The organism is Streptomyces griseus, assembly GCF_900460065.1.
Taxonomy (GTDB): Bacteria; Actinomycetota; Actinomycetes; order Streptomycetales; family Streptomycetaceae; genus Streptomyces; species Streptomyces griseus.
This window is the reverse complement of record NZ_UAVD01000038.1, coordinates 64813-85743: the sequence shown is the minus strand read 5'-3', so window position 1 is coordinate 85743 and position 20931 is coordinate 64813. Positions and strand designations below refer to the sequence as shown.

Genomic DNA, 20931 nt, shown 5'->3' with positions numbered 1-20931 from the left:
CTTCTCCACCCCACGACTCCCCTGATCCACGAACCTTTTCGGCCGCATGGCCAACCATGGGCGGTTCGGGAGGATCCCGGGCGCGCCATTCGCCCGGCTTCACCCCTTCAGGTGACAGAAGTCCCGTACGGCTGCGCGGACCGCGAGTCCTCGGCCCGGGAACGTACGCGGCCCCCGCTCCGGCGGTACGGGAGCGGGGGCCGGCGCGGCGCCGCGAGGCGGGCGGGGTCAGGCGTCGATGCGCGAGCGGTCCAGGGTGGCGGCGGAGCTGGTGATGAACTCCTTGCGGGGCGCGACCTCGTTGCCCATCAGCAGGTCGAAGACCTGCTCGGAGGATTCCAGGTCGCCGATGTTGATCCGCCGCAGCGTGCGGTGGCGCGGGTCCATCGTCGTCTCCGCCAGCTGGTCGGCGTCCATCTCGCCGAGACCCTTGTAGCGCTGGATCGATTCCTTGATCCGGACGTTCTTGCGCTGGAACTCCAGGAGGGTCTGGCGCAGTTCGTTGTCGGAGTAGGTGTAGACGTACTTGTCCTGGCCCTTCTTGGGCTGGACCAGCTCGATCCGGTGCAGCGGCGGGACGGCGGCGAAGACCCTGCCCGCCTCGACCATCGGGCGCATGTAGCGCTGGAAGAGGGTCAGCAGCAGGCAGCGGATGTGAGCGCCGTCGACATCGGCGTCCACCAGCAGGACGATCTTCCCGTAGCGCGCGGCGTCGATGTCGAAGGTCCGCCCGGACCCGGCTCCTATGACCTGGATGATCGCGCCGCACTCGGCGTTCTTCAGCATGTCCGAGACGGACGACTTCTGTACGTTGAGGATCTTCCCGCGGATCGGCAGCAGCGCCTGGAACTCGCTGTTCCGGGCCAGCTTGGCGGTGCCGAGCGCCGAGTCCCCCTCGACGATGAACAGCTCGCTGCGCTCGACGTCGTCGCTGCGGCAGTCGGCGAGCTTGGCGGGCAGCGAGGAGGACTCCAGGGCGGTCTTGCGGCGCTGGGCGTCCTTGTGCTGCCGGGCGGCGATCCGGGTGCGGGCGGCGGCGACGGCCTTCTCCAGCACCGCCCTGGCCTGGGCCTTGGCGTCCCGCTTCGTGGAGGTCAGGAACGCCTTGAGCTCCTTGGCGACCACACCGGCGACGATCCGGTTGGCCGCGGAGGTGCCGAGCACCTCCTTGGTCTGCCCCTCGAACTGCGGCTCGGCGAGCCGTACGGTGACGACGGCGGTGAGTCCTTCGAGGGCGTCGTCCTTGACGATGTCGTCCTCGGCGACCCGCAGCATCTTGGCGGAGCGCAGCGCCTCGTTCACCGTCTTGGTCAGGGAGCGCTCGAACCCGGTGACGTGGGTGCCGCCCTTGGGGGTGGCGATGATGTTCACGAACGACCGTACGGTCGTGTCGTAGCCGGTGCCCCAGCGCAGGGCGATGTCGACGGCCAGCTCGCGGGTGACCTCGGTGGCGGTCATGTGGCCGCGGTCGTCGAGGACGGGCACGGTCTCCTTGAACGTGCCGGTGCCGCTGAGGCGCTGGACGTCGCAGACGGCCTTGTCCTGCGCCAGGTACTCGCAGAACTCGCTGATGCCGCCGTCGAAGCGGAACGTCTCCTCGGTCTTGCCCTCGCCGTCCAGCCCCCGCTCGTCGCGGACGATGATCGTGAGGCCGGGGACCAGGAAGGCCGTCTGGCGGGCGCGCTGGTGGAGGGTGTCCAGGTTGAGCCTGGCGTCCTTGAGGAAGATCTGGCGGTCCGCCCAGTACCGCACCCGGGTACCGGTACGGGTCTTGGGGACGCGCTTGCCCTTGCGCAGGCCGTTGGCCGGGTCGAACGGGCTGTCCGGCCCCTGCTCGGTGAACATGCCGGGGACACCGCGCCGGAAGCTGATGGAGTGGGTCGCGCTGTTGCGGTCGACCTCGACGTCCAGGCGGGCGGAGAGGGCGTTGACCACGGAGGCGCCGACGCCGTGGAGACCGCCCGAGGCGGCGTAGGAGCCGCCGCCGAACTTGCCTCCGGCGTGCAGCTTGGTCATCACGACCTCGACGCCGGAGAGCCCCGTCTTGGGCTCGACGTCGACCGGGATGCCCCGGCCGTTGTCCCGGACCTCGACGGAGGCGTCGTCGTGGAGGATGACCTCGATCTGGTCGCAGTAGCCGCCGAGGGCTTCGTCGACGGAGTTGTCGATGATCTCCCAGAGGCAGTGCATCAGGCCACGGCTGTCGGTGGACCCGATGTACATGCCGGGCCGCTTGCGGACCGCCTCGAGCCCTTCGAGGACGAGAAGGTGCCGCGCGGTGTAGTTGGAGCTGTCCCGGTCGCCGCCTGCTCCGGTCAGCATCGCGGTGGACGGCACGGACGTTTCGGCGGTCACGCGGTTCGCTCCTCGCTGAATTTCATCGGGGGCCCCCGCGGGTGGAGGGCTGGCCTTCGGTTGCCGCTGAGAGCCTACAGAGGCCTGGTAGAGCGGTTGTAACGCCACCCTCGGGGAATCCTCATGCTAGTCGAGCTTCTTCCGGGCTCGCATGGATGTTCGATCATTCGTTGGAGTGACGTGCACATCACGTTCCCTTCGACGCATGAACCATTTAGGCTCCGGGCACGTCCTCATGAACAAACCGGCAAGCCGGCCGGCGGGACCGACCCCCTAGACAAGCAATGCGAAACCGTAGCGCTCCGCATACGGCACATTCGCCGCCAACCGGCAACAGACAGCCACACCGAGAAGAAGTTTCGAAGAAAAGCCACGAGCGGGAACGTTTTCGGCCTGGTTGGATGTTGACCCTGGTACGACAGCTCGTCGAGCTAGAGAAGAGGCGACGTGACTACTGTTCTGACCCCCGCGAGCCCGCTGACCGCAGCAGACCGCTGTGACCGTTGCGGCGCCCAGGCATATCTGCGCGTCGTCCTGATCAGCGGCGGTGAACTGCTCTTCTGCGCCCACCACGGGCGCAAGTTCGAGCCGGAACTCAAGAAGATCGCCGCGGAAATACAGGATGAGACGGATCGGCTCACCGCCGTGCAGACGGCTACCGCCGACGAGGAACAACACTGATACCTCGCATCCACGACGAGCCAGGGGCCGGTCCAGGACCGGCCGACGGGCGGCTCCCCCACCGGGGGGAGCCGCCCGTTCTCGTCGCGAGGCCACGGACGCCGTGCGGCCATCACCGCCGCCACGGACGCCGTGCGGGCGTCACCGCCCGCACGCGGCCCCTGACGCGGATCAGATGCGGCCCTCGGCCCACTCCAGTGCGGCGGAGACCCGGGTGTACACCCCCGGGCTGCCCGCGCGCCCGCAGCCGCTGCCCCAGGACACCAGGCCGATGAGCCGCCCACGGGCCACCAGCGGCCCGCCGCTGTCGCCCTGGCACGCGTCCCTGCCGCCCGCAGGATCGCCCGCGCAGAGCATCGCCGAGGCCTTGTAGGTGCCCTCCCGGCCGCCCGGGTAGGCCCGCGCGCAGTCGCTGTCGGGGAGGACCTGGACCGGCGCGGAGCGCAGCACGGAGGCGTAGGTGCCGCTCCCCGTCGTGTCGCCCCACCCGTAGACGGCCGCCGCGGTGCCGGCCCGGTAGGCGGTGTCCCCGCTCCTGGCCGTCGGGACGACCCCGCCCTCCGGCATCGCGCGCGCCAGCGTCAGCACCGCGAGGTCGCCGGCGTTGGAGGCGGGGTCGTACGCCGGGTTCACCCAGATGTCCCGGACCGGGATCTCCTGGCCGTCGGAGTCGCTCAGCCGCTCCCGGCCGGCGATCACCAGCAGGTCCCTCACCCGCTCCGCCGGTCCACCGAGCGCCTCGTCACTCAGACAGTGGGCGGCCGTCAGGATCTTCGTGGGCGCCACGGCGACGCCTCCGCAGAACTGTCCCGAGCGCGCCCCTCCGAACCGGTCCCGGCTCGACAGCGCCACCGCCCAGGGACTGTCCGCCACCGGGGCGGGCTGCCCGCCGACGATGACGCTGTCCGCGACCGCCGCGGAGGGCGCGGCGAGGGGCGCCGCGGTCGCGGCGGCGGTCAGGGCGAGCACCCCGGTCAGGGCGCGGACGAGGGAACGGGGCATGGAGGCTCCTGACGCTGAGGCGGTAACGGTCCACCCAGCGTGATCCAGCCGGTCACCGTCCGCCCCCGAGGACACGCCGGAGGGCCCGGATCCCCTCGGGGTTCCGGGCCCTCGGCCGGTGGATCTCCTCGATCTAGTCGAGGTAGTCGCGCAGCACCTGCGAGCGGGACGGGTGGCGGAGCTTCGACATCGTCTTCGACTCGATCTGACGGATGCGCTCACGCGTCACGCCGTAGACCTTGCCGATCTCGTCGAGCGTCTTCGGCTGGCCGTCGGTGAGACCGAAGCGCATCGAGACCACGCCCGCCTCACGCTCGGAGAGCGTGTCGAGCACGGAGTGGAGCTGCTCCTGGAGGAGCGTGAAGCTGACCGCGTCCGCCGGGACGACGGCCTCGGAGTCCTCGATCAGGTCACCGAACTCGCTGTCGCCGTCCTCACCGAGCGGGGTGTGCAGCGAGATCGGCTCGCGACCGTACTTCTGGACCTCGATGACCTTCTCGGGGGTCATGTCGAGTTCCTTGGCCAGCTCCTCCGGGGTGGGCTCGCGGCCCAGGTCCTGGAGCATCTGGCGCTGCACGCGCGCGAGCTTGTTGATGACCTCGACCATGTGCACCGGGATACGGATGGTGCGGGCCTGGTCGGCCATCGCGCGGGTGATCGCCTGACGGATCCACCAGGTGGCGTACGTGGAGAACTTGTAGCCCTTGGTGTAGTCGAACTTCTCGACCGCGCGGATCAGACCGAGGTTGCCCTCCTGGATCAGGTCCAGGAAGAGCATGCCGCGACCCGTGTAGCGCTTGGCCAGGGAGACCACCAGACGGAGGTTGGCCTCCAGGAGGTGGTTCTTGGCCCGGCGGCCGTCCTCGGCGATGATCTCCAGCTCGCGCTTGAGCTTCGGCGCGAGCTTGTCGGCGTTCGCCAGCTTGTCCTCGGCGAAGAGACCGGCCTCGATGCGCTTGGCGAGCTCGACCTCCTGCTCGGCGTTGAGGAGGGGAACCTTGCCGATCTGCTTCAGGTAGTCCTTGACCGGGTCGGCGGTGGCGCCGGCGACGGCGACCTGCTGCGCGGGCGCGTCGTCCTCGTCGTCGTCGGAGAGGACGAAGCCCTTGTTCTCGCCCTCGCCCTCCTCTTCCTCACCCTTGCCGGCCTTGACTTCCTCGGCCGCCTCGTCGCCGTCGAGGATCTCGTCGTCCTGCTTGCCGGACTTCTTGGCGGCGGTCTTCTTGGCCGTCGTCTTCTTGGCGGCTGCCTTCTTGGCCGTGGCCTTCTTGGCTGCCGTCTTCTTGGCGGGGGCGGCGGCGACGGCGTCGTCGGCCGCGTCCGCGCTCTCGACCGCCGGGGCGGCGGTGGCCGCGACGGTCCTGGTCACGGTCGTCTTCGCCGCGACGGTCTTGGTGGCGGTGCGCTTGACCGGGCTCTTCGCTGCGACGCTCTTGCGGGCGCGCTTCGGCGACTCCGCGGCACTGACCATCAGCGTCACACCCTCTTCCTCGAGGATCTGGTTGAGGCTGCGCAGAACGTTCTTCCACTGGGTTGGCGGAATCTGGTCAGCCTCGAAGGCCCGACGCACGTCATCGCCGGCGATCTGCCCATCAGCCTTTCCCCGCTCGATGAGCGCCATCACAGACTCGGACTCGGCGATCTCCGGCGGGAGCGTACGGGATGTGCTGGCCGACACGAACAACCTCTCGGAACGATGGAAACGGCTTCCGGCCCCGCCCTGGAGAGGGCTGGAACCGACGACCGTCGACTGGGGATGTCGCCGACGGCGCGGGTTTGGCCTCGGAACTGGACAGCACACCCGAGGGCTGCTGTATTCCTTCCGCGACGCTCACCTCTTAAGTCATCGCGCTGCTTCGAGGAGTGTTACGGCCAATCCGCGTGGCCCGAGTCACACCTCATACGTGACGAAATGGGCCGAAGGTGCCATCCCCCCACAATTATGCCGCCGGACCCGTGCGGCCCGGCGGCGCCGGACGCACGCACCGGGGCCCACGCACCCGGCCGCGCCCCGGTCAGTGCTCGCGCGGCGCGGGTACCACCCGCTCGACGTCGGGGTGGACGACGAGCAGTTGACGCATGGCCGCCTCGGCGGCCCCGGCGTCACCGGAGGCCAGAGCGTCGGCGATGCGCGCGTGGTGCGCGAGCGAGGTTTCGCCGGGACGGTCACAGCCGGTGACCGGGCCGCCGGAGACATGGAGGGCGGCCGAGACGATGCCGGAAAGGTGTTCGAGCATCCGATTGCCCGCCGCCTGGATGAGCAGGGCGTGGAACTCCGCGTCGGCACGGGAGAAGGTGATCGCGTCCCCCTGCCCCATCGCGTGGCCCATGATCTCCACCATGTCGCCGAGCCGCTGCTGGATGTCCTCCCGGCCGTGCCCGGCCGCGAGGCGGGCCGCGAGCGGTTCGATGGTCCAGCGGAGCTCGGCCAGCTCACGGCGCTGGTCGTCGCGCTGCGGACCGAAGGCCCGCCATTCGATGATGTCGGGATCCAGCAGGTTCCAGTCGGTGACCGGGCGGACCCTCGTCCCCACGTTGGGACGCGCGCTGACCAGCCCCTTGGCTTCGAGGACGCGCAGGGATTCGCGTACGACGGTGCGGGAGACCTCGAACCGCTGGCCGATCTCCTCGGGGACGAGGGGGCGGTCCGCGCCGAGGTCTCCGGAGACGATCATCTGGCCGAGCTGCTGGACGAGTTGGCCGTGGAGACCGCGCCCCCGGCTGGCGGACCCGCGTCGGCTCGCCCGTCCCAGCTCCGCATCGGAACCGCCCCAGGCCCGGGAAGCGGCACGCTCGCCGGCCGGCGCCTCCGCGTAGGGGTAGCGATCGAGTTCGCCCGAGCCGGCCAGGCCGGAATCGGCGGAGCGGGCGGCGGTCATCATGGTGTGCGCAAGGGTACTCACGCATCCTTTGTCGGCGCGGCTCACCCACCCCTTGAGGTCTTTGGTGAAAAGCACACGAAAGGGTGATCGGCGCTCGCTCCGCAATTGACGCCATATCCCTACAATTCGGTCATTTCTCAGGGAGTTGCGATCCCCTGCTCTCGATTCGGGGCGGCGTCGATCACCAACGCGCCTTACCTCGAAGGCTGGTGAACAGATACGCGCAGATCAGGGCCGACAACGACAGGGCGAGTGCGGTGCCGACGGGCTGCGCCACCACCCGCGCGACGGCCAGGACCCAGTGGTCCGCCTGCTGCGGCAGCTGCCACCCGGCCAGTTCGCGCAGCCGGCCCGGGAGCCCGGCGACCGAACGCGCGGACGGCGCCGCGAAGATCTTCTGCACCAGTGGAACGACGAGCACCGGAACGGCCAGCACCGCGGCGATCCCCGCCCCGGCCACCCTGAAGACACCGGCGGCCAACAGCCCCGCCCAGGCGCAGCCGACCGTCAGGCCGGCCCAACTCGCACCGAGCGCGAAGGCGTTCGCGGGAATCTCGATCAAGTCCGGCCCGTACACGAGGCGGAGGCTCTGCGCCCCGCACACCACGGCGAGGGTCGCGAGCAGCAGGGCGAAGCCCGCGGTCACGGTGAGCTTGGCCAGCAACAGGCCGAGCCGTCGGGGCACGGTGCCGCGCGCGGCGGCGAGTGCCGGATAACGGAACTCGTCCCCGAAGGACAGCGCCCCGAGCAGGCCCGCGCCGAGCGCGGCGGGAGGCAGCGGCAGCAGGGCGGGCCACGCGGCGAGCACACGGGGCAGCGCGGTGCCGTCGGTGCGGGCGAGCAGGACGGACATCGCGGCCGACACCACCAGAACGGCCGCCATGATCACGGTCGTCGTCCGGACGCCCAGGGAGCGTCGCAGTTCGTACCGGAGCGGGCGCAGGGGGCCGCGCGCGGGACGCACCCGGATCGGGGGCGGCAGCTCGGACGGCTCGGGGGCGGGCTCGCCCCGCTCCTCGCTCCCGGTCTCCGCCCGGGCGACGGGCCCGGTGTCCCCGATCTCGTCGGCGAGCCGGTGCACGGGGACGCCGTGCCGGTACGCCGTGTCGCCGATCTCCGCGCAGCTGCTGCCGTACACCGTCAGCCGGCCGCTCGCCTCCTCGACCACCTCCACCGAGCGGCGCTCGGCTCGCGCCTCCCGGCTGACCACGGCCGCCAGCCGGGCCGCGTGCGGGGTGCGGACGGCGACCCGGGCCCGCAGTCGGGTGCGGGCGAAGTCGGAGACGTCCTGGTCGGCCACGAGGCGCCCGCCGCCGATGGTGACGACGCGGTCGGCCGTGCGGGCCGCCTCCTTGGGGTCGCCGGTGGTGTAGAGGACCGTGCCGCCCTGGGCCGCGTGCGCGCGCAACAGCCCGTACAGCCAGCTGTTCTCCCGCGGGGACAGCCCGTCCGCCGGCTCGTCCAGGATCAGGGTGTGGGGATCCCCGAGCAGTGCGGAGGCGAGCCCGAGCCGCCGGTCCATCCCCACCGAGAGGGTGCCCAGACGTTGGTCCCCGAGTCCGGCGAGACCGACGACTTCGAGGACCTCGTCGGCCCTGGTCGCGGGCGCGCCCGCGGCCGCGCACAGCATCCGGAGCTGGCCCCGGGCGGTCCGGGCGGGATGGCCCGGTACGTCGCCGAGCAGGACGCCCACCTCCCGTGCCGGGTGGGCGATGCGGTGCAGTGGCCGCCCCCGGAAGTAGGCGACGCCCCGCCCCGCGTCCAGTTCGAGCATCAGCCGCAGGGCCGTGGTCCGGCCCGAGCGGGGAGCGCCGAGCAGGGCCGTGACCCGGCCGGAAGGAGCCTCGAAGGTCAGATCGTTCACGGCGGGCGGAGCGTCGCGACGGGGGGTGCTGGTGAGTCCGATGGCCTGGAGCATCGCTTATCTCGCGTCTCTCGCGGAAGGTGAGACCGCTCGGCGGCAGGGGGTACCGCAGCAACATAACGCGACATTTCAGACTTTTTGCGCAGGGGTGGGTCACCGGGTGTTCCGCGGGGCCGTCGCAGCGGAACGCCCGGTGGCTCAGACCTCGGGTCGCAGCATCGGCGGATTGAGCACCGTGGCCGCTCCGGCGCGGAACAACTGCGCGGGCCGGCCTCCCTGGCGCGTGGTCGTCCCGCCGGAGGGCACCAGGAATCCGGGCGTTCCGGTGACCTTGCGGTGGAAGTTGCGGGGGTCGAGGACCACGCCCCACACCGCTTCGTACACCCGGCGCAGCTCGCCGACCGTGAACTCCGGCGGGCAGAACGCGGTGGCCAACGAGGAGTACTCGATCTTGGAGCGGGCCCGCTCCACGCCGTCGGCCAGAATGCGCGCGTGGTCGAAGGCCAGTGCTGCCGCCTGCTCGCCCTCCCGTCCGGCACCGGGATGCAGCAGATCCTCCACCGGAGCCCAGCGCGCGCTGTTGGCGTCGCCGCCCGCCCGGGGCGCGGGGAGGTCCGGCGCGAGGGCGAGGTGGGCGACGCTGACCACCCGCATCCGGGGGTCGCGCGCCGGATCTCCGTACGTGGCCAACTGCTCCAGATGCGCCCCGTTGCCCACGGCCGGCTTCGCCGGGTCGTGGGCGCTGAGGCCGGTCTCCTCCACGAGTTCACGCGCCGCCGCGGATCCCAGGTCCTCGTCCATCCTGACGAAGCCACCGGGCAGCGCCCATCTGCCCTGGAACGGGGTCTCTCCGCGGCGGACGACCAGCGCGCAGAGCGCGTGACGGCGCACCGTGAGCACGACCAGGTCGACGGTGACAGCGAAGGGCGGGAAGGTCGACGGGTCGTAGGGCGGCATGCCGCGATCATAGTCGTCTGCCTGACGATAAACACTCCCTTCGGCATGCTCGTGATCAGTCGGGGCGCCACGCTCGTCCGTGCGCGGTGATCGGTCGGGCCGAGGCCCGGATCGCGGACGGCCGGCGGGCCGGGGCGGAGGCGCTCCGGCCGCTGCGCGGCGCGCACCCGGGTCACCTCCGCGCCCTGCTGCCGCGTCGCCCGTACCGCCGGGCCTCGCGCGACCGCCGCCCGGCCACCGAGCTCCAGGGACCGGCCGAAGCGGGTGACGGCCTCACCCGCCCCGCACCCGGGCGCCGGTGGGAGCGCCCCCGCGGACGGCCCCCGCCGGGCAGCGGGCGGGCCCTGCGGACGTGCGGCGATGTGCCGCCCCGGTCGGCGGCGGTGCCCGCCACCGCCTCCACGGCCCGGGCGTCGGGGCTCGCCCCGTTCGCGGCCTCGCGCAGGCAACGGCGCAGGGCCTCCGGGTCGAGCCCCTCATTGCAGGCCCGGTGCAGCAGCTGGGCGAACGTGTAGTCGGGATCGGCGCGCAGCGCCAGCGTCAGGGCGACCCGCGCGCCCGGCTCGTCGCCCGTGGACCAGGAGACCCAGCCCGCCAGGGTGAGCGGAGCGGCGGCGTGCTCCCCGTACGGTCCGACGCACCGCCGTGCCAGCGTCCGCCAGAGCCGCAGGGCCGCTTGCGCTTCCGCCCCCTCCATCCAGGCGGCGGCCTTGTCCCGGGTCTCCCGGTCCTGGAGCCCGAGGATGACGGCGGCGGCCTCGTCGGAACCGATCAGCTGGTCGTCCCCGGCGTCCGCGAGCGCGGGCGGCGCGGGCTGTGTCCCCTCGATGCGGTCCATGAGCGTGCGCGCCAGCCGGAGCGTCTCCGCCGCGACCTTCCCCCGGGCCCGCTCGTCGAGGAGCCTCGGGATCAGCGCCGGCGCCGCCCTGTCCAGGGCCTCCTCCTGCGCGGTCGCGGCTGCCGGGTCGCTCCAGGGCCGGAGCCGCGCCTCCATGTCGCGCAGCGTGCCCCGCACATGGACGCCCGCGTAGGCGGCGGCCGCGGCCATCACCGTGGTGCCGGGCATGGCCAGGGGATTTCCCTGGTCGGGGCAGCACCGGGGGTCGGGGCAGCAGTAGGACCAGTAGCGGCCGTCGGAGATGCAGAGCGCTTCGAGGACGGGAACGTCGCGTGCTCCGCACGCGGTGCGCAGGCGTTGCGCGAACGGCCTGAGGCGCTCCATCGTGAGCCTGCCGCCGGACCCGTCCGGAGAGTCCTGGCAGAGGAAGATCACGATCGCGTCGGGCCGGCCTTCGCGCCGCTCGCTCCCCGATACCAGGCAGTCCGCCAACTGGTCGGCGACCGGGCCCCATTCGCCGGGCGCCTGGGGAATTCCGAGGCGGAGCCGGCCGCCGAACCGGCCGCGGCCGCCGTGCAGGGCGACCATCACGACGCTGTCGTTGGGATAGAAGCCCATCAGATACGGGAGGGCGTCGGCGAGCTCGGCGGGGCCGCGCAGGGTGATCTGCTGCTCCGCGGCCGGGCCGGTGGATTCGTGGTGCTTGTTCATGCCTTGACGGTCCCTCAGTCCGCCCGGCCCCGCGACCCCTGTGGATAACGTTATCCACAGGGGTCGCGCCTGTCGTTCCGGGTTCACTACCGTGCTGTGCGCGGTCCCGTTCCACCGCTCGCCCGGACGTGCTCGCCGCTGGAGGTCGGCGTGCCCCGGGCCTCCGCCTTTCGAGCTCGCCTCCGGATCCGGAACTTCGAGGTCGCCCCCGGAGCCGGAGCGGGAACCGCCGGGTGATCGGCCTGTTCCGCTCCCGCCTACGGCGGCGGCTGACGGGTCCGCTTCCCAGGGGGCTCCGGCTATCCCGCCACGGCCAGGACCAGCGGGAGCACCTGCTCGGCGCCGGCCTGGCGGAGCAGGCGCGCGCTCACGGCGAGGGTCCAGCCCGAGTCCGTGGAGTCGTCGACGAGCAGGACCGGGCCAGGGGTCTCGGCCAGCGCGGCGGCGAGTGCGTCGGGCACCGTGAACGAGTCGGCCAGGGCGCGCAGCCGCTGGGCGGAGTTGCTGCGGTGTGCGGCGTGCTCGTCTGCGTACGGGGTGAGGGCCAGGCTGCCCAGGAGCGGCAGCCTCCCGACCCGGGCCACCCCCTCGGCCAGGGAGGTGACCAGCTGGGGGCGGCTGCGTGAGGGCACGACGACCACGCCCACGGGGCGCGCCACCGCGTCGGGAGATCCGTCGGCCCAGCCGCCCGGCGAGCGGGCCCAGTCCGCCAGCACCGTCACCACGGCGTTCAGCACGTCGTCCGGGACCGGCCCGTCCGCGGCCCGGTCCGACAGGAGCGGGCGCAGGCGGTTGCCCCAGCCGATGTCGGACAGCCTCCCCAGCGCACGTCCCGTCATCGCCTGCTGCCCCGCGGGGATGCGGCCCTTGAGGTCCATGCCGACCGAGGCCAGGCCCGTCGGCCACATCTTGCGGGGCTCGACCTCGACGCCCGGCCGGTCCAGCTCACCCGTCGCCGCCGACAGGGCCGAGGAGGAGACGGCCGGGTCCAGCCACGGACCGGCGCAGGTGTCGCAGCGACCGCACGGCACCGCCTTCTCGTCGTCGAGCTGCCGTTGCAGGAACTCCATGCGGCACCCGGTGGTCGCCACGTAGTCCCGCATCGCCTGCTGTTCCGCCGCCCGCTGCTTCGCGACCCACGCGTAGCGCTCGGCGTCGTACACCCAGGGCTGTCCCGTCGCGGTCCAGCCGCCCTTCACGCGCTGGACGGCGCCGTCCACGTCCAGGACCTTCAGCATCGTCTCCAGACGCGAGCGCCGCAGGTCCACCAACGGCTCCAGCGCCGGCAGCGACAGCGGGCGGCCCGCCTGTCCCAGCACGTCCAGGGTGCGCCGCACCTGCTCCTCGGGCGGGAAGCCCACCGAAGCGAAGTACGCCCAGATCGCCTCGTCCTCCTTGCCCGGGAGCAGCAGGACATCGGCATGGTCCACGCCGCGCCCCGCACGCCCCACCTGCTGGTAGTAGGCGATCGGCGACGAGGGTGATCCGAGGTGCACCACGAAGCCGAGGTCCGGCTTGTCGAAACCCATCCCGAGCGCGGACGTCGCCACCAGGGCCTTCACCCGGTTCGCCAGCAGGTCCTCCTCCGCCTGCAACCGGTCGGCGTTCTCCGTCTTCCCCGTGTACGAGGCCACCGGATAGCCGCGCTGCCGCAGGAACGCGGCGACCTCCTCCGCCGCCGCCACCGTCAGCGTGTAGATGATCCCCGAGCCCGGCAGGTCCCCCAGCCGCTCCCCGAGCCAGGCGAGCCGGTGCGCGGCGTTCGGCAGTTCCAGCACGCCGAGCCGCAGGCTCTCGCGGTCCAGCGGTCCGCGCAGCACCAACGCGTCCCCGCCCCCGGTGCCCAGTTGCTCCGCCACGTCCGCGGTCACCCGCGCGTTCGCCGTGGCGGTGGTGGCGAGCACCGGCACTCCCGCGGGCAGCTCGGCGAGCATCGTGCGCAGCCGACGGTAGTCCGGCCGGAAGTCGTGCCCCCAGTCGGAAATGCAGTGCGCCTCGTCGACCACCAGCAGGCCGGTCGTGGCCGCGAGTCTCGGCAGCACCTGATCACGGAAATCCACGGAATTGAGGCGCTCGGGGCTCACCAGGAGAACGTCGGTCTCGCCCCGCTCCACCTCCCCGTAGATCGTTTCCCATTCCTCGGGGTTGGCGGAGTTGATGGTGCGCGCCCGGATGCCCGCACGCGCCGCCGACTCGACCTGGTTGCGCATCAAGGCCAGCAGCGGCGAGATGATCACCGTCGGGCCCGCTCCGCGCCGACGCAGCAGCGCGGTGGCCACGAAGTACACCGCGGACTTCCCCCACCCGGTGCGCTGGACCACCAGCGCCCGACGGCGCTCCTCCACCAGGGCCGCCACCGCCTGCCACTGGTCCTCGCGCAGCCGCGCCGACCCCCCGGGCGCACCGACCAGCTCGGCGAGGATGGCGTCGGCTTCGGTGCGGAGCTCCAGGGTGTCCATGCCTCCATGCAACCCGATGGCACCGACAATCAGCGAATCCGCCCGCGGCGACGACGGTGTTTCTGCTGGTCCTCGCGATTCGGAGGTGACGGAGGGAGTCATCCCGGGCGGGTTTGGGCAGGGATATCAGTGTCATTCCGGCTGATTCCCGTCAGCCGCCGTAATTGCTCGTTGCCGCCTGCCGGTGGGCCAGGGAGAATTGGAAGCGCCCCCGCACAGTTCTGGTCGGGCCCGGAAGGGCTGTGCCGCGGCGCGCCCTCACCCGACCCTGCCCGCATCGTGGGCGCGTAGCGAAGGGAGGACCGTGACCTTCGGATTCGCCCCGTCCACAGCCACTTCGACGGCGTCCTCGGTTTCCGCAGACTCCGACAACCGCCTTGCCCGGATGCTCGAACCAGCGGAGTGGGCCTCGGCGGGCATACCCCTGCTCCGCAGTCCCCGGGAGGTCGTCAGCGGACTGCACTCCCGGCACCGGCCGATTCCGGCCACCGCCGTGGTCGCGGTCCTCGACCACGAGGAACGGCTCACGGCGAGCGCCTCGTTCACCCGCCGGGCGGCGGTGGCCGCGGACGGCTGGGAGTTCCGCAACGCCCTGCTGGCCCAGCTGCGACGGGTCATCCCGCACGATCTGCGCCGCCGTACGCCGGTCCGTACGGCCGTGCTTCTGTACTGCCGCGAGGGCGACGAACGCTGGACCGAGGAGGACGGCGCGTGGATGTGGGGCCTGCGGGACGCCTGCACCCTGCACGGGCTGCGCTGCGGCGCCTACATCACCCTCACCCGCGGGGGCTGGCAGGTGCTCGGCGAGGGACGGGGCGGGCGGCGGCCCAGCTCACTGTCCGAGCCGGCTCCGCTGGCCGACGCCGCCGTCGAGCACCGGACCACGCCGACGCGGTCGGGGGGCGGAGCCGCGGAGGCCCTGCGGCGCACCGCGGCCCGCTGACCGGGGCCGCCTGCCTGATCTGCCGGGCGGTCGCCCCTCGGCCACCGGTCGGTCCCGGCCCTGGCGGGGCGGGGCGACGGTGGTGTCCCGGCCGCCCCTGCGGGCGCCCGGGACACCGGTGGGGTGTGTTCAGACCCCGGCGCCGAGTGCGGAGTTGATCGTCTGCGGGTCACCGCAGACGATCAGCAGCGTGGCGGCGCGGTCACGTGCGACGGGCAGAGTGCGGGCCACGGTCCGGTCCGCGTCGTCGTTGACGGCGACGACGACCACGGGCCGGGACGCGGCCCGGTCCACCGCGGAGACGCCGGCGAAGAAGACGTCGTCGCCGGCGTCGTGCTGGGCCCAGTAGGCGGCTTCGCCGAAGGACAGCTCGTGGGCGGCCCACGGGTGCTGCTCACCGGTGGTCAGGACCAGGATGTCGCCCGGTGCGCGACCGGACTCCAGCAGCAGGTCGACGGCTTCCTCGGCCGCGTCGAGTGCTCCGGCCGCCGGGGCCGGGATCAGCTGGATCTGCGGCGCGGAACGATTCTCCGTCGGCGCCGGGCGGGCGGGAGCCGCGGGGACCGGCGCCGGTGCGGCGGGGGTGGGCTGGGCGCGCTGCGCCGGAGGCGCGGGGCGCGCGGGGCCGGGACCCGGACGGCCGGGACGCGGGGTGGCCGCGGAACGCGGACCGGGTACGGGACGGGGGGTCGGCGCGGTGCGGCCGGCGGCCGGAGTGACGCGGGGACCCTGGGCGCTCTCGGGAATCTGAGGCTCCTCGGAGATCAGAGGCATGAAGGTGGTCTGTGGCGGACGCCGATGTCGTCGGCGCCGGTAGGAGGGGCGCGTGCGCGCGATCAGAATTCGAAGCCGAGCTGGCCCCCGCTTTCGAGTGCGGCCGCCTCGGCGGAAAAACGGACCTTTTTCAGGTGCTGCCACCGGGGCAGCGCGTCCAGGTACGCCCAGGAGAGGCGGTGATGGGCCGTGGGCCCCCGCTCCTCCAGCGCGGCCCGGTGCACGGGCGAGGGATACCCCGCGTTGGCACCGAAATCGAAGTCGGCGCAGTCCTCGGACGCGGCGCCCAGCTCGGCCATCATCCGGTCACGGTGCACCTTGGCGATCACCGAGGCGGCCGCGACCGCGATACAGGACTGATCGCCCTTGATCACGGTGCGGACCTTCCAGGGAACGCCCAGATAGTCGTGCTTGCCGTCGAGTATCACCGCGTCGGGGCGCACCGGCAGCCCCTCCAGGGCGCGCACGGCGGCGAGCCGGAGGGCGGCGGTCATTCCGAGGTCGTCGATCTCCTGCGGGGAGGCGTCGCCCAGCGCGTAGGCGGTGACCCAGCTCCGCAGCACGGGATCGAGCTCCGCGCGCCGCCGGGGGGTCAACAGCTTGGAATCGGTGAGGCCTTCGGGCGGTCGGCGCAGTCCGGTGACCGCCGCGCACACGGTGACGGGTCCGGCCCACGCTCCGCGTCCGACCTCGTCGACACCGGCGACGGTCCTGGCACCGGTGGTAGCGCGAAGCGAGCGCTCGACGGTGTGCGTGGGTGGTTCGTACGGCATGGCGCCAGCCAGCGTACGCCGAGAGCCACGACAGCAACACCCCGGGGCGCCGTGCGTCCCGCGAAACGGTCGGCGAAGGCGGCTCCGGAGCTTGGCCGGCCCCCCGGCCGCATGGGCCCGGGCCCCCGAACCCGTGGGCGCGGAGGGCCCGTCGGCTCCGGGAGCCCGTCGGCTTCACGAACCCGTCCGCTTCACGGGCCCGTCGGCTCAGTACGGGTCGTAGCCGTCGTCGTCCGGCTCGTATCCGTCCCGGGTCCCTTCCCTGCCCGCGCCGTAGCAGTCACGCGCGTCGCCCTTCACCGGGCGCTTCTCCAGGATCTCCCTCGCCCGCGCCTCCCCCCAGCTGGTCGCGTACCAGGGAGTGTCGGCGCGGAGCACGTCGTTCTGGATGACCCGCAGCGCACAGGAGCGTTCCGGTTCGGGCAGTCGGTCCAGAGCCGGTACGGCGTCGGCGGACAGGTCCTTGACGTAGTCGATGTCGATGGCGGTCGACCGGCTGTCCTCGAAGCGCTGGACGTTCTGCTCGGCGATCAGCCCGTCCGGGGAGAGCAGCCCGAAGGCCAGGACGCCGGCCGCCGCGCTCACCGCGATGGCCCGGGGCAGGAACCGGGCCCCGAAGACCCCGGCCGCCAGGATCAGGATCAGCACCACCCCGAGCCAGAGTTCCATCGCGGCCACGGATATCCGGAGCCGGGTCAGGCCGTACTCGTCGACGTACAGGTCCATGCGGCGCAGCGCGGAGGCGACCACGACGAGGGTGAGCACGCAGAGGGGGCCCAGGACCGCCCGCACCAGGGTGCGGTCCCCGGTGCCGCCGCGCGGTGCCCAGCGCAGGGCCAGGGCGATCACGAGAAGGGTGAGCAGCGTGGCCCACAAGAGCTGCCAGAAGCCCTGGCGGGCGTACTCGGCGTGGCTGAGCCCGGTCACGTCCCGCACCTTGTCGTAGCCGCCGAGGAGCACGACGAGCTGAAGAATGACGAACGCGGCGAAGAGGAGATCGAGGACGATCAGCGGAAGGGCCCATTCGGCCCGCCCCCGGGGCTTTCCGGGCCGCACCGTGATCCCGTCCCAGCGCACCGGGGCGGCCGCGGCGTGCGCGGCGGCCAGCGCGCCGGCCAGCCCGAGCGCGAAGAGGAAGATCCGCCAGGGCCCCTCGCCGACCGAGGCGTCGGGCACGAGGCCGCCCAGCAGTTCGGCGAACGCGGCGTCCGCGCCGGCGAAGAGGGTTCCGAACACCACCAGCAGCACGAGGGCCACCAGCGTGGTGCGCAGGGCGGCGCCCCAGCGCGCCCGGGAGCCCTCGGCCCGTGCGCGGACCCCCCGAACACCCCAGATGATGCCGGGGACGACCGAGTCGAACAGTCCCAGCGAGCCGATCAGCACCCCCGGCCAGGTGCGGCTTCCGTGCAGCGCGAGCGAGCCGAGCGCGAAGGCGGACACCACGGCGAGGAAGGTGGGCCAGCCCGCGTCGCGGAGTGCCGGCACCGCGAGCAGCGCGAGCCCTCCCACCGCCCAGGCAGCGGTCCAGGGCCGGAGCCGGCGGCCCGCCGCCCGGGCGGCGAAGAACGCGGCCAGGGCGGCGGGCACGGCCACGATCAGGAGGTTCACCCCGAGTCCGTCGCCCAGGAAGATCGCGCTCAGCAGGGCGGTGGCCAGGACGGAGCCCAGCACGGCGGGTCGGATCAGGGACGGTGGGGGCGGCCTGAGCCGGGCCGTCGCACCGTCGCCCGGGGCGGCGGGCGCTCCGGCGCCGTGCTGCCAGGGGTTGCCCGGCACGCCGGCCTTCGGAGCCCCCTGAGCGCGTTGGCGCGGGGTGCCGGAGGCCCGGGCGGGGGCGGGATCCCGCACCGCGGAGGGCGGCGGGGCATCGGTGGCCGGCTCGCCGGCGGACCGCGCCGGGGTCGTGTCCGGCCGGCCGGCCGCGGGTGGTCCGGCGGCCTCGGAGGAGGACGACGGTTCCGGTGGCCCGGACGCGCCGGCTTCCTTCGGGTTCTCGGGCGGTCTGGACGCCTCGGACGGCTGATCGGACATGGGACCCCTCCCCCCACCGGGTCCACGCGCGGCCCTGGGCCTCTGCCTGTCCCGGCGTCTCATTCGGCGCACGACCCTCAAGATCAATGAGGGGCGGCGTGGCCGAAAGAGTAGTCCCGAACTCGCGTTCGCAGAGACGCGGAGTGCTCCTGTGTCAGGACCGTGACAGAGGGCCGCGGCCGCCTTCCGGGGAGAGCCGGGGCGGCAGCGGGACGGTCAGGGCAGGAACGGCGTCAGCCACGCCGGGGGCTCCTCCGTCCGTGCCAGCCAGTCGGCCGGTGGCGCTCCGGCGCCGCCCGACGCGACGACACCGCCGACGATGGCGCAGGTCGTGTCGACGTCACCGCCCGCCTGGGCCGTGGCCCAGAACGCCTGCTCGTAGTCCCCGAGGCTCCTGGCGGCCGACCAGAGCGCGAACGGCACGGTGTCGTGGGCGCTGGTCCGGCGGCCGTTGCCGAGCACCGCGGCGACCGTCCCGGCGTCCTGGTAGTCCAGCATGTCGCGGGCCCGGCGCAGCCCCGCGCCCACCGCGCTGCGGGGCACGAGCGTGATGACCCCGTCGAGGAGGTCCTCGGGGCTCGGCGGCCCGCCCGGGGCGGCGGCGAGGGAAGCCGCGGCGGCCACGGCCATGGCGCCGACGACGGCCTCGCGGTGCTGATGCGTGGGGTACGAGGAGATCTCCGCCTGGTGCGTGGCCTGTTCCGGATCGTCCGCGTACCAGGCGCCGAGCGGGGCGATGCGCATCGCCGACCCGTTGCCCCAGGAGCCCTGGCCCTGGAAAAGCGCCGAGGACAGCTCCCGCCAGTCGCCGCCCTCGCGGACGAGCCTGAGGAGCCGGTTGACGGCGGGGCCGTAGCCCCGGTCGAAGTCGTGGTGCTCGGCGAAGGAGCGGGCGAGCGCGTCCTGGTCGACCCGGCCGTGGGCGCTGAGCACGGCCAGGACCGAGCAGGCCATCTCGGTGTCGTCGGTCCACTGCCAGGGCCCGGGCGGCAGCGCCCGTTGTTTCAGCAGGGGGTAGTTGGCCGGAACGAAGAACTGGGAGCCCAGGGCGTCTCCCACGGACAGCCCACGCAGGCTGGCCAGGGCGCGTTCGAGGCGCCGCGCGGAAGCAGAATCAGCGGTCATCGCCCTGCCACTCTATCCGGTACGCCCGTACGGCTGAGGGGTCCGCCAGCTCTGAAACGGCCGGTCGAGGGTGTAGCGGCCGTTCTCGCCCAGCAGCAGGGTCCGCGTCTCGCCGTTGCCCGGGTTGGACAGCGACTCGAACTCCGCGACCGACCAGTGGAGCCACCGCATGCAGAACAGCCGCATCGTCAGCCCGTGGGTGACCAGCAGGACGTTCTCCGGGTGGTCCGGCTCCTCGAAGCTCCTGTGCAGGCTCTCCAGGAATGCTCCGACCCGGTCGTATACGTCGGCCCCGGACTCTCCCTGGGCGAAGCGGTAGAAGAAGTGCCCGTAGGCGTCCCGGTAGGCCTTCTGCAGGCGTACGTCGTCGCGGTCCTGCCAGTTGCCCCAGTCCTGCTCGCGCAGCCGGGGCTCCTCCCGTACGCGTACGCGCGCCGGGTCGAGGTCAAAGGCCCGGAACGTCTCATGGGTGCGGCGGTACGGCGAGATGTAGACGCTCACCCGTTCCTCGCCGAACAGCTCGCGCAGCCTCTGTCCGGTCTCCCGGGCCTGCCGCAGACCCGTGGGGGTGAGCCGGAGCGCGTGGTCGGGCTCCCGCTCGTACACCGTGTCGTCGGCGTTGCCCTCGGACTCACCGTGCCGGACGAGGACAATGCGCTGCGGTCGTGCCATGTCCCGACCATAGATCGGGTCGGGCCGGCACGGGTGGTCGGGGCCCGTGGGGCCGGGTCACACCGTCCAGGAGGGTTCCAGCTCCACGACGTCTCCCGTCAGGGCGATCACGTCGGTCTCGGTCCCCGCCCGGGCCGCCAGCCGCTCGGCCCCCGCCGCGCGGTACTTGCCGCGCTCGGCGCTCGACTTCCACAGGGACAGCGCCAGGAACTCGTTCCCGGGCGCCTCGCCGAACACGCCGCGCAGCATCCCCGGCGATCCGGCCATGGCGGGGTTCCACACCTGCTGCTGCATCAGCACGAAGTGCTCGGCGCGCTCCTCGTGCACCCGGCTGTGCGCGACCCTGACGACGTCCGCCTCCGCGAAGTGCGGCTCGAAGCCCGTCTTCACGTCGAAGCGGCGCTCGAAAAGCGTGACCTGCATGTCGCGGAACATTCCGGACTGTCCGGCCGCCAGCCGGTCGTGCCCGCGGGCCATGAAGGAGTCGTAGAAGACGCGGTTCTCCCAGAAAGCGAAGACGTGGGCGACGTCGGGGCGCGTTCGGCTCCACCCGCCGCTCTGTCCTCTGAACCCCGGCTCGCCGAGCAGCCCCGCCCACTTCCGCTGTCCCCGTTCGAAACCATGACGGTCCACCACGGAGCAGCGAATCCACTTCACCAGCACCGCGCCATCGTACGGCGCGGAGCGTGGCACGCGTCACTGTCCCGAGGAGTGCGTTCCCCTCGGTCCGTGGCGGAGCGAGCAAGGGGCTTCACCTCCGCTCGCGCACCGGGGCGTGGTTGCCGGTGGCCGCCGCAACGCCCGTGCCGGGGCCGGGCAGTGGCCCGAATCCGCCGCCCGCGGCCGGAGCAGTTGGTTCCGCGG

16 protein-coding genes are annotated in these 20931 nt (G+C 72.7%); 2 read left to right on the top strand and 14 right to left on the bottom strand.

Going from position 1 to position 20931, the window contains the following annotated elements:
* Positions 1-228: 228 nt before the first annotated feature.
* On the bottom strand, positions 229-2355 hold the full coding sequence (locus DTB53_RS27480) for a DNA gyrase/topoisomerase IV subunit B (protein WP_012378720.1): 2127 nt from the start codon (positions 2353-2355) through the stop codon (positions 229-231).
* A gap of 447 nt (positions 2356-2802) precedes the next feature.
* Here DTB53_RS27480 and DTB53_RS27475 point away from each other — a divergent pair, with 447 nt between their 5' ends.
* Positions 2803-3036, top strand: coding sequence for a DUF7455 domain-containing protein (locus tag DTB53_RS27475; RefSeq protein ID WP_003965767.1), 234 nt, complete (start codon positions 2803-2805; stop codon positions 3034-3036).
* A 171-nt stretch (positions 3037-3207) separates the two neighbouring features.
* Here the strand turns inward: DTB53_RS27475 and DTB53_RS27470 are convergent, their stop codons facing one another.
* From DTB53_RS27470 to DTB53_RS27440, 7 genes are all read right to left on the bottom strand, one after another.
* Complete coding sequence (locus tag DTB53_RS27470) at positions 3208-4038, bottom strand: S1 family peptidase (RefSeq protein WP_012378721.1); 831 nt, start codon at positions 4036-4038, stop codon at positions 3208-3210.
* 133 nt (positions 4039-4171) lie between these two features.
* Positions 4172-5716, bottom strand: coding sequence for an RNA polymerase sigma factor (locus DTB53_RS27465; RefSeq protein WP_003965769.1), 1545 nt, complete (start codon positions 5714-5716; stop codon positions 4172-4174).
* Between the two features lie 337 nt (positions 5717-6053).
* Positions 6054-6941, bottom strand: a complete 888-nt coding sequence (locus DTB53_RS27460) for a FadR/GntR family transcriptional regulator (protein WP_012378722.1) — start codon at positions 6939-6941, stop codon at positions 6054-6056.
* Positions 6942-7101: 160 nt separating this feature from the next.
* Positions 7102-8838: an ATP-binding cassette domain-containing protein gene (locus DTB53_RS27455; RefSeq protein WP_012378723.1), complete on the bottom strand. Its 1737-nt coding sequence runs from the start codon at positions 8836-8838 to the stop codon at positions 7102-7104.
* A gap of 144 nt (positions 8839-8982) precedes the next feature.
* Entirely contained in the window at positions 8983-9741 is a 759-nt protein-coding gene (locus DTB53_RS27450; protein ID WP_003965773.1) for an NUDIX hydrolase, read from the bottom strand.
* A gap of 172 nt (positions 9742-9913) precedes the next feature.
* Positions 9914-11290 (bottom strand): DUF4192 domain-containing protein, encoded by a 1377-nt coding sequence (locus tag DTB53_RS27445; protein WP_012378724.1) that lies wholly within the window; start codon positions 11288-11290, stop codon positions 9914-9916.
* A 299-nt stretch (positions 11291-11589) separates the two neighbouring features.
* A complete protein-coding gene (locus DTB53_RS27440) occupies positions 11590-13749 on the bottom strand; it encodes a RecQ family ATP-dependent DNA helicase (protein WP_003965775.1) in 2160 nt (719 codons plus the stop codon).
* A gap of 304 nt (positions 13750-14053) precedes the next feature.
* Here DTB53_RS27440 and DTB53_RS27435 point away from each other — a divergent pair, with 304 nt between their 5' ends.
* Positions 14054-14692: a hypothetical protein gene (locus tag DTB53_RS27435; RefSeq protein ID WP_003965776.1), complete on the top strand. Its 639-nt coding sequence runs from the start codon at positions 14054-14056 to the stop codon at positions 14690-14692.
* A gap of 129 nt (positions 14693-14821) precedes the next feature.
* Here the strand turns inward: DTB53_RS27435 and DTB53_RS27430 are convergent, their stop codons facing one another.
* The 6 genes from DTB53_RS27430 to DTB53_RS27405 all read right to left on the bottom strand — a co-directional run bounded on the left by DTB53_RS27430 (position 14822) and on the right by DTB53_RS27405 (position 20730).
* The gene (locus DTB53_RS27430) at positions 14822-15466 is read right to left on the bottom strand and encodes a hypothetical protein (protein ID WP_003965777.1); all 645 of its coding nucleotides are present in this window, start codon (positions 15464-15466) and stop codon (positions 14822-14824) included.
* A 62-nt stretch (positions 15467-15528) separates the two neighbouring features.
* The gene (gene rnhB, locus DTB53_RS27425; protein WP_012378725.1) at positions 15529-16239 is read right to left on the bottom strand and encodes a ribonuclease HII; all 711 of its coding nucleotides are present in this window, start codon (positions 16237-16239) and stop codon (positions 15529-15531) included.
* Between the two features lie 207 nt (positions 16240-16446).
* On the bottom strand, positions 16447-18270 hold the full coding sequence (locus DTB53_RS27420) for a DUF4153 domain-containing protein (protein WP_042495931.1): 1824 nt from the start codon (positions 18268-18270) through the stop codon (positions 16447-16449).
* A gap of 216 nt (positions 18271-18486) precedes the next feature.
* Positions 18487-19395 carry an ADP-ribosylglycohydrolase family protein gene (locus DTB53_RS27415; protein ID WP_012378727.1) on the bottom strand — a complete coding sequence of 303 codons (909 nt, stop codon included), beginning with the start codon at positions 19393-19395 and terminating at the stop codon, positions 18487-18489.
* Between the two features lie 12 nt (positions 19396-19407).
* Positions 19408-20067, bottom strand: a complete 660-nt coding sequence (locus tag DTB53_RS27410; protein WP_003965783.1) for a histidine phosphatase family protein — start codon at positions 20065-20067, stop codon at positions 19408-19410.
* 57 nt (positions 20068-20124) lie between these two features.
* Entirely contained in the window at positions 20125-20730 is a 606-nt protein-coding gene (locus DTB53_RS27405; RefSeq protein WP_012378728.1) for a YdbC family protein, read from the bottom strand.
* Positions 20731-20931: the final 201 nt, after the last annotated feature.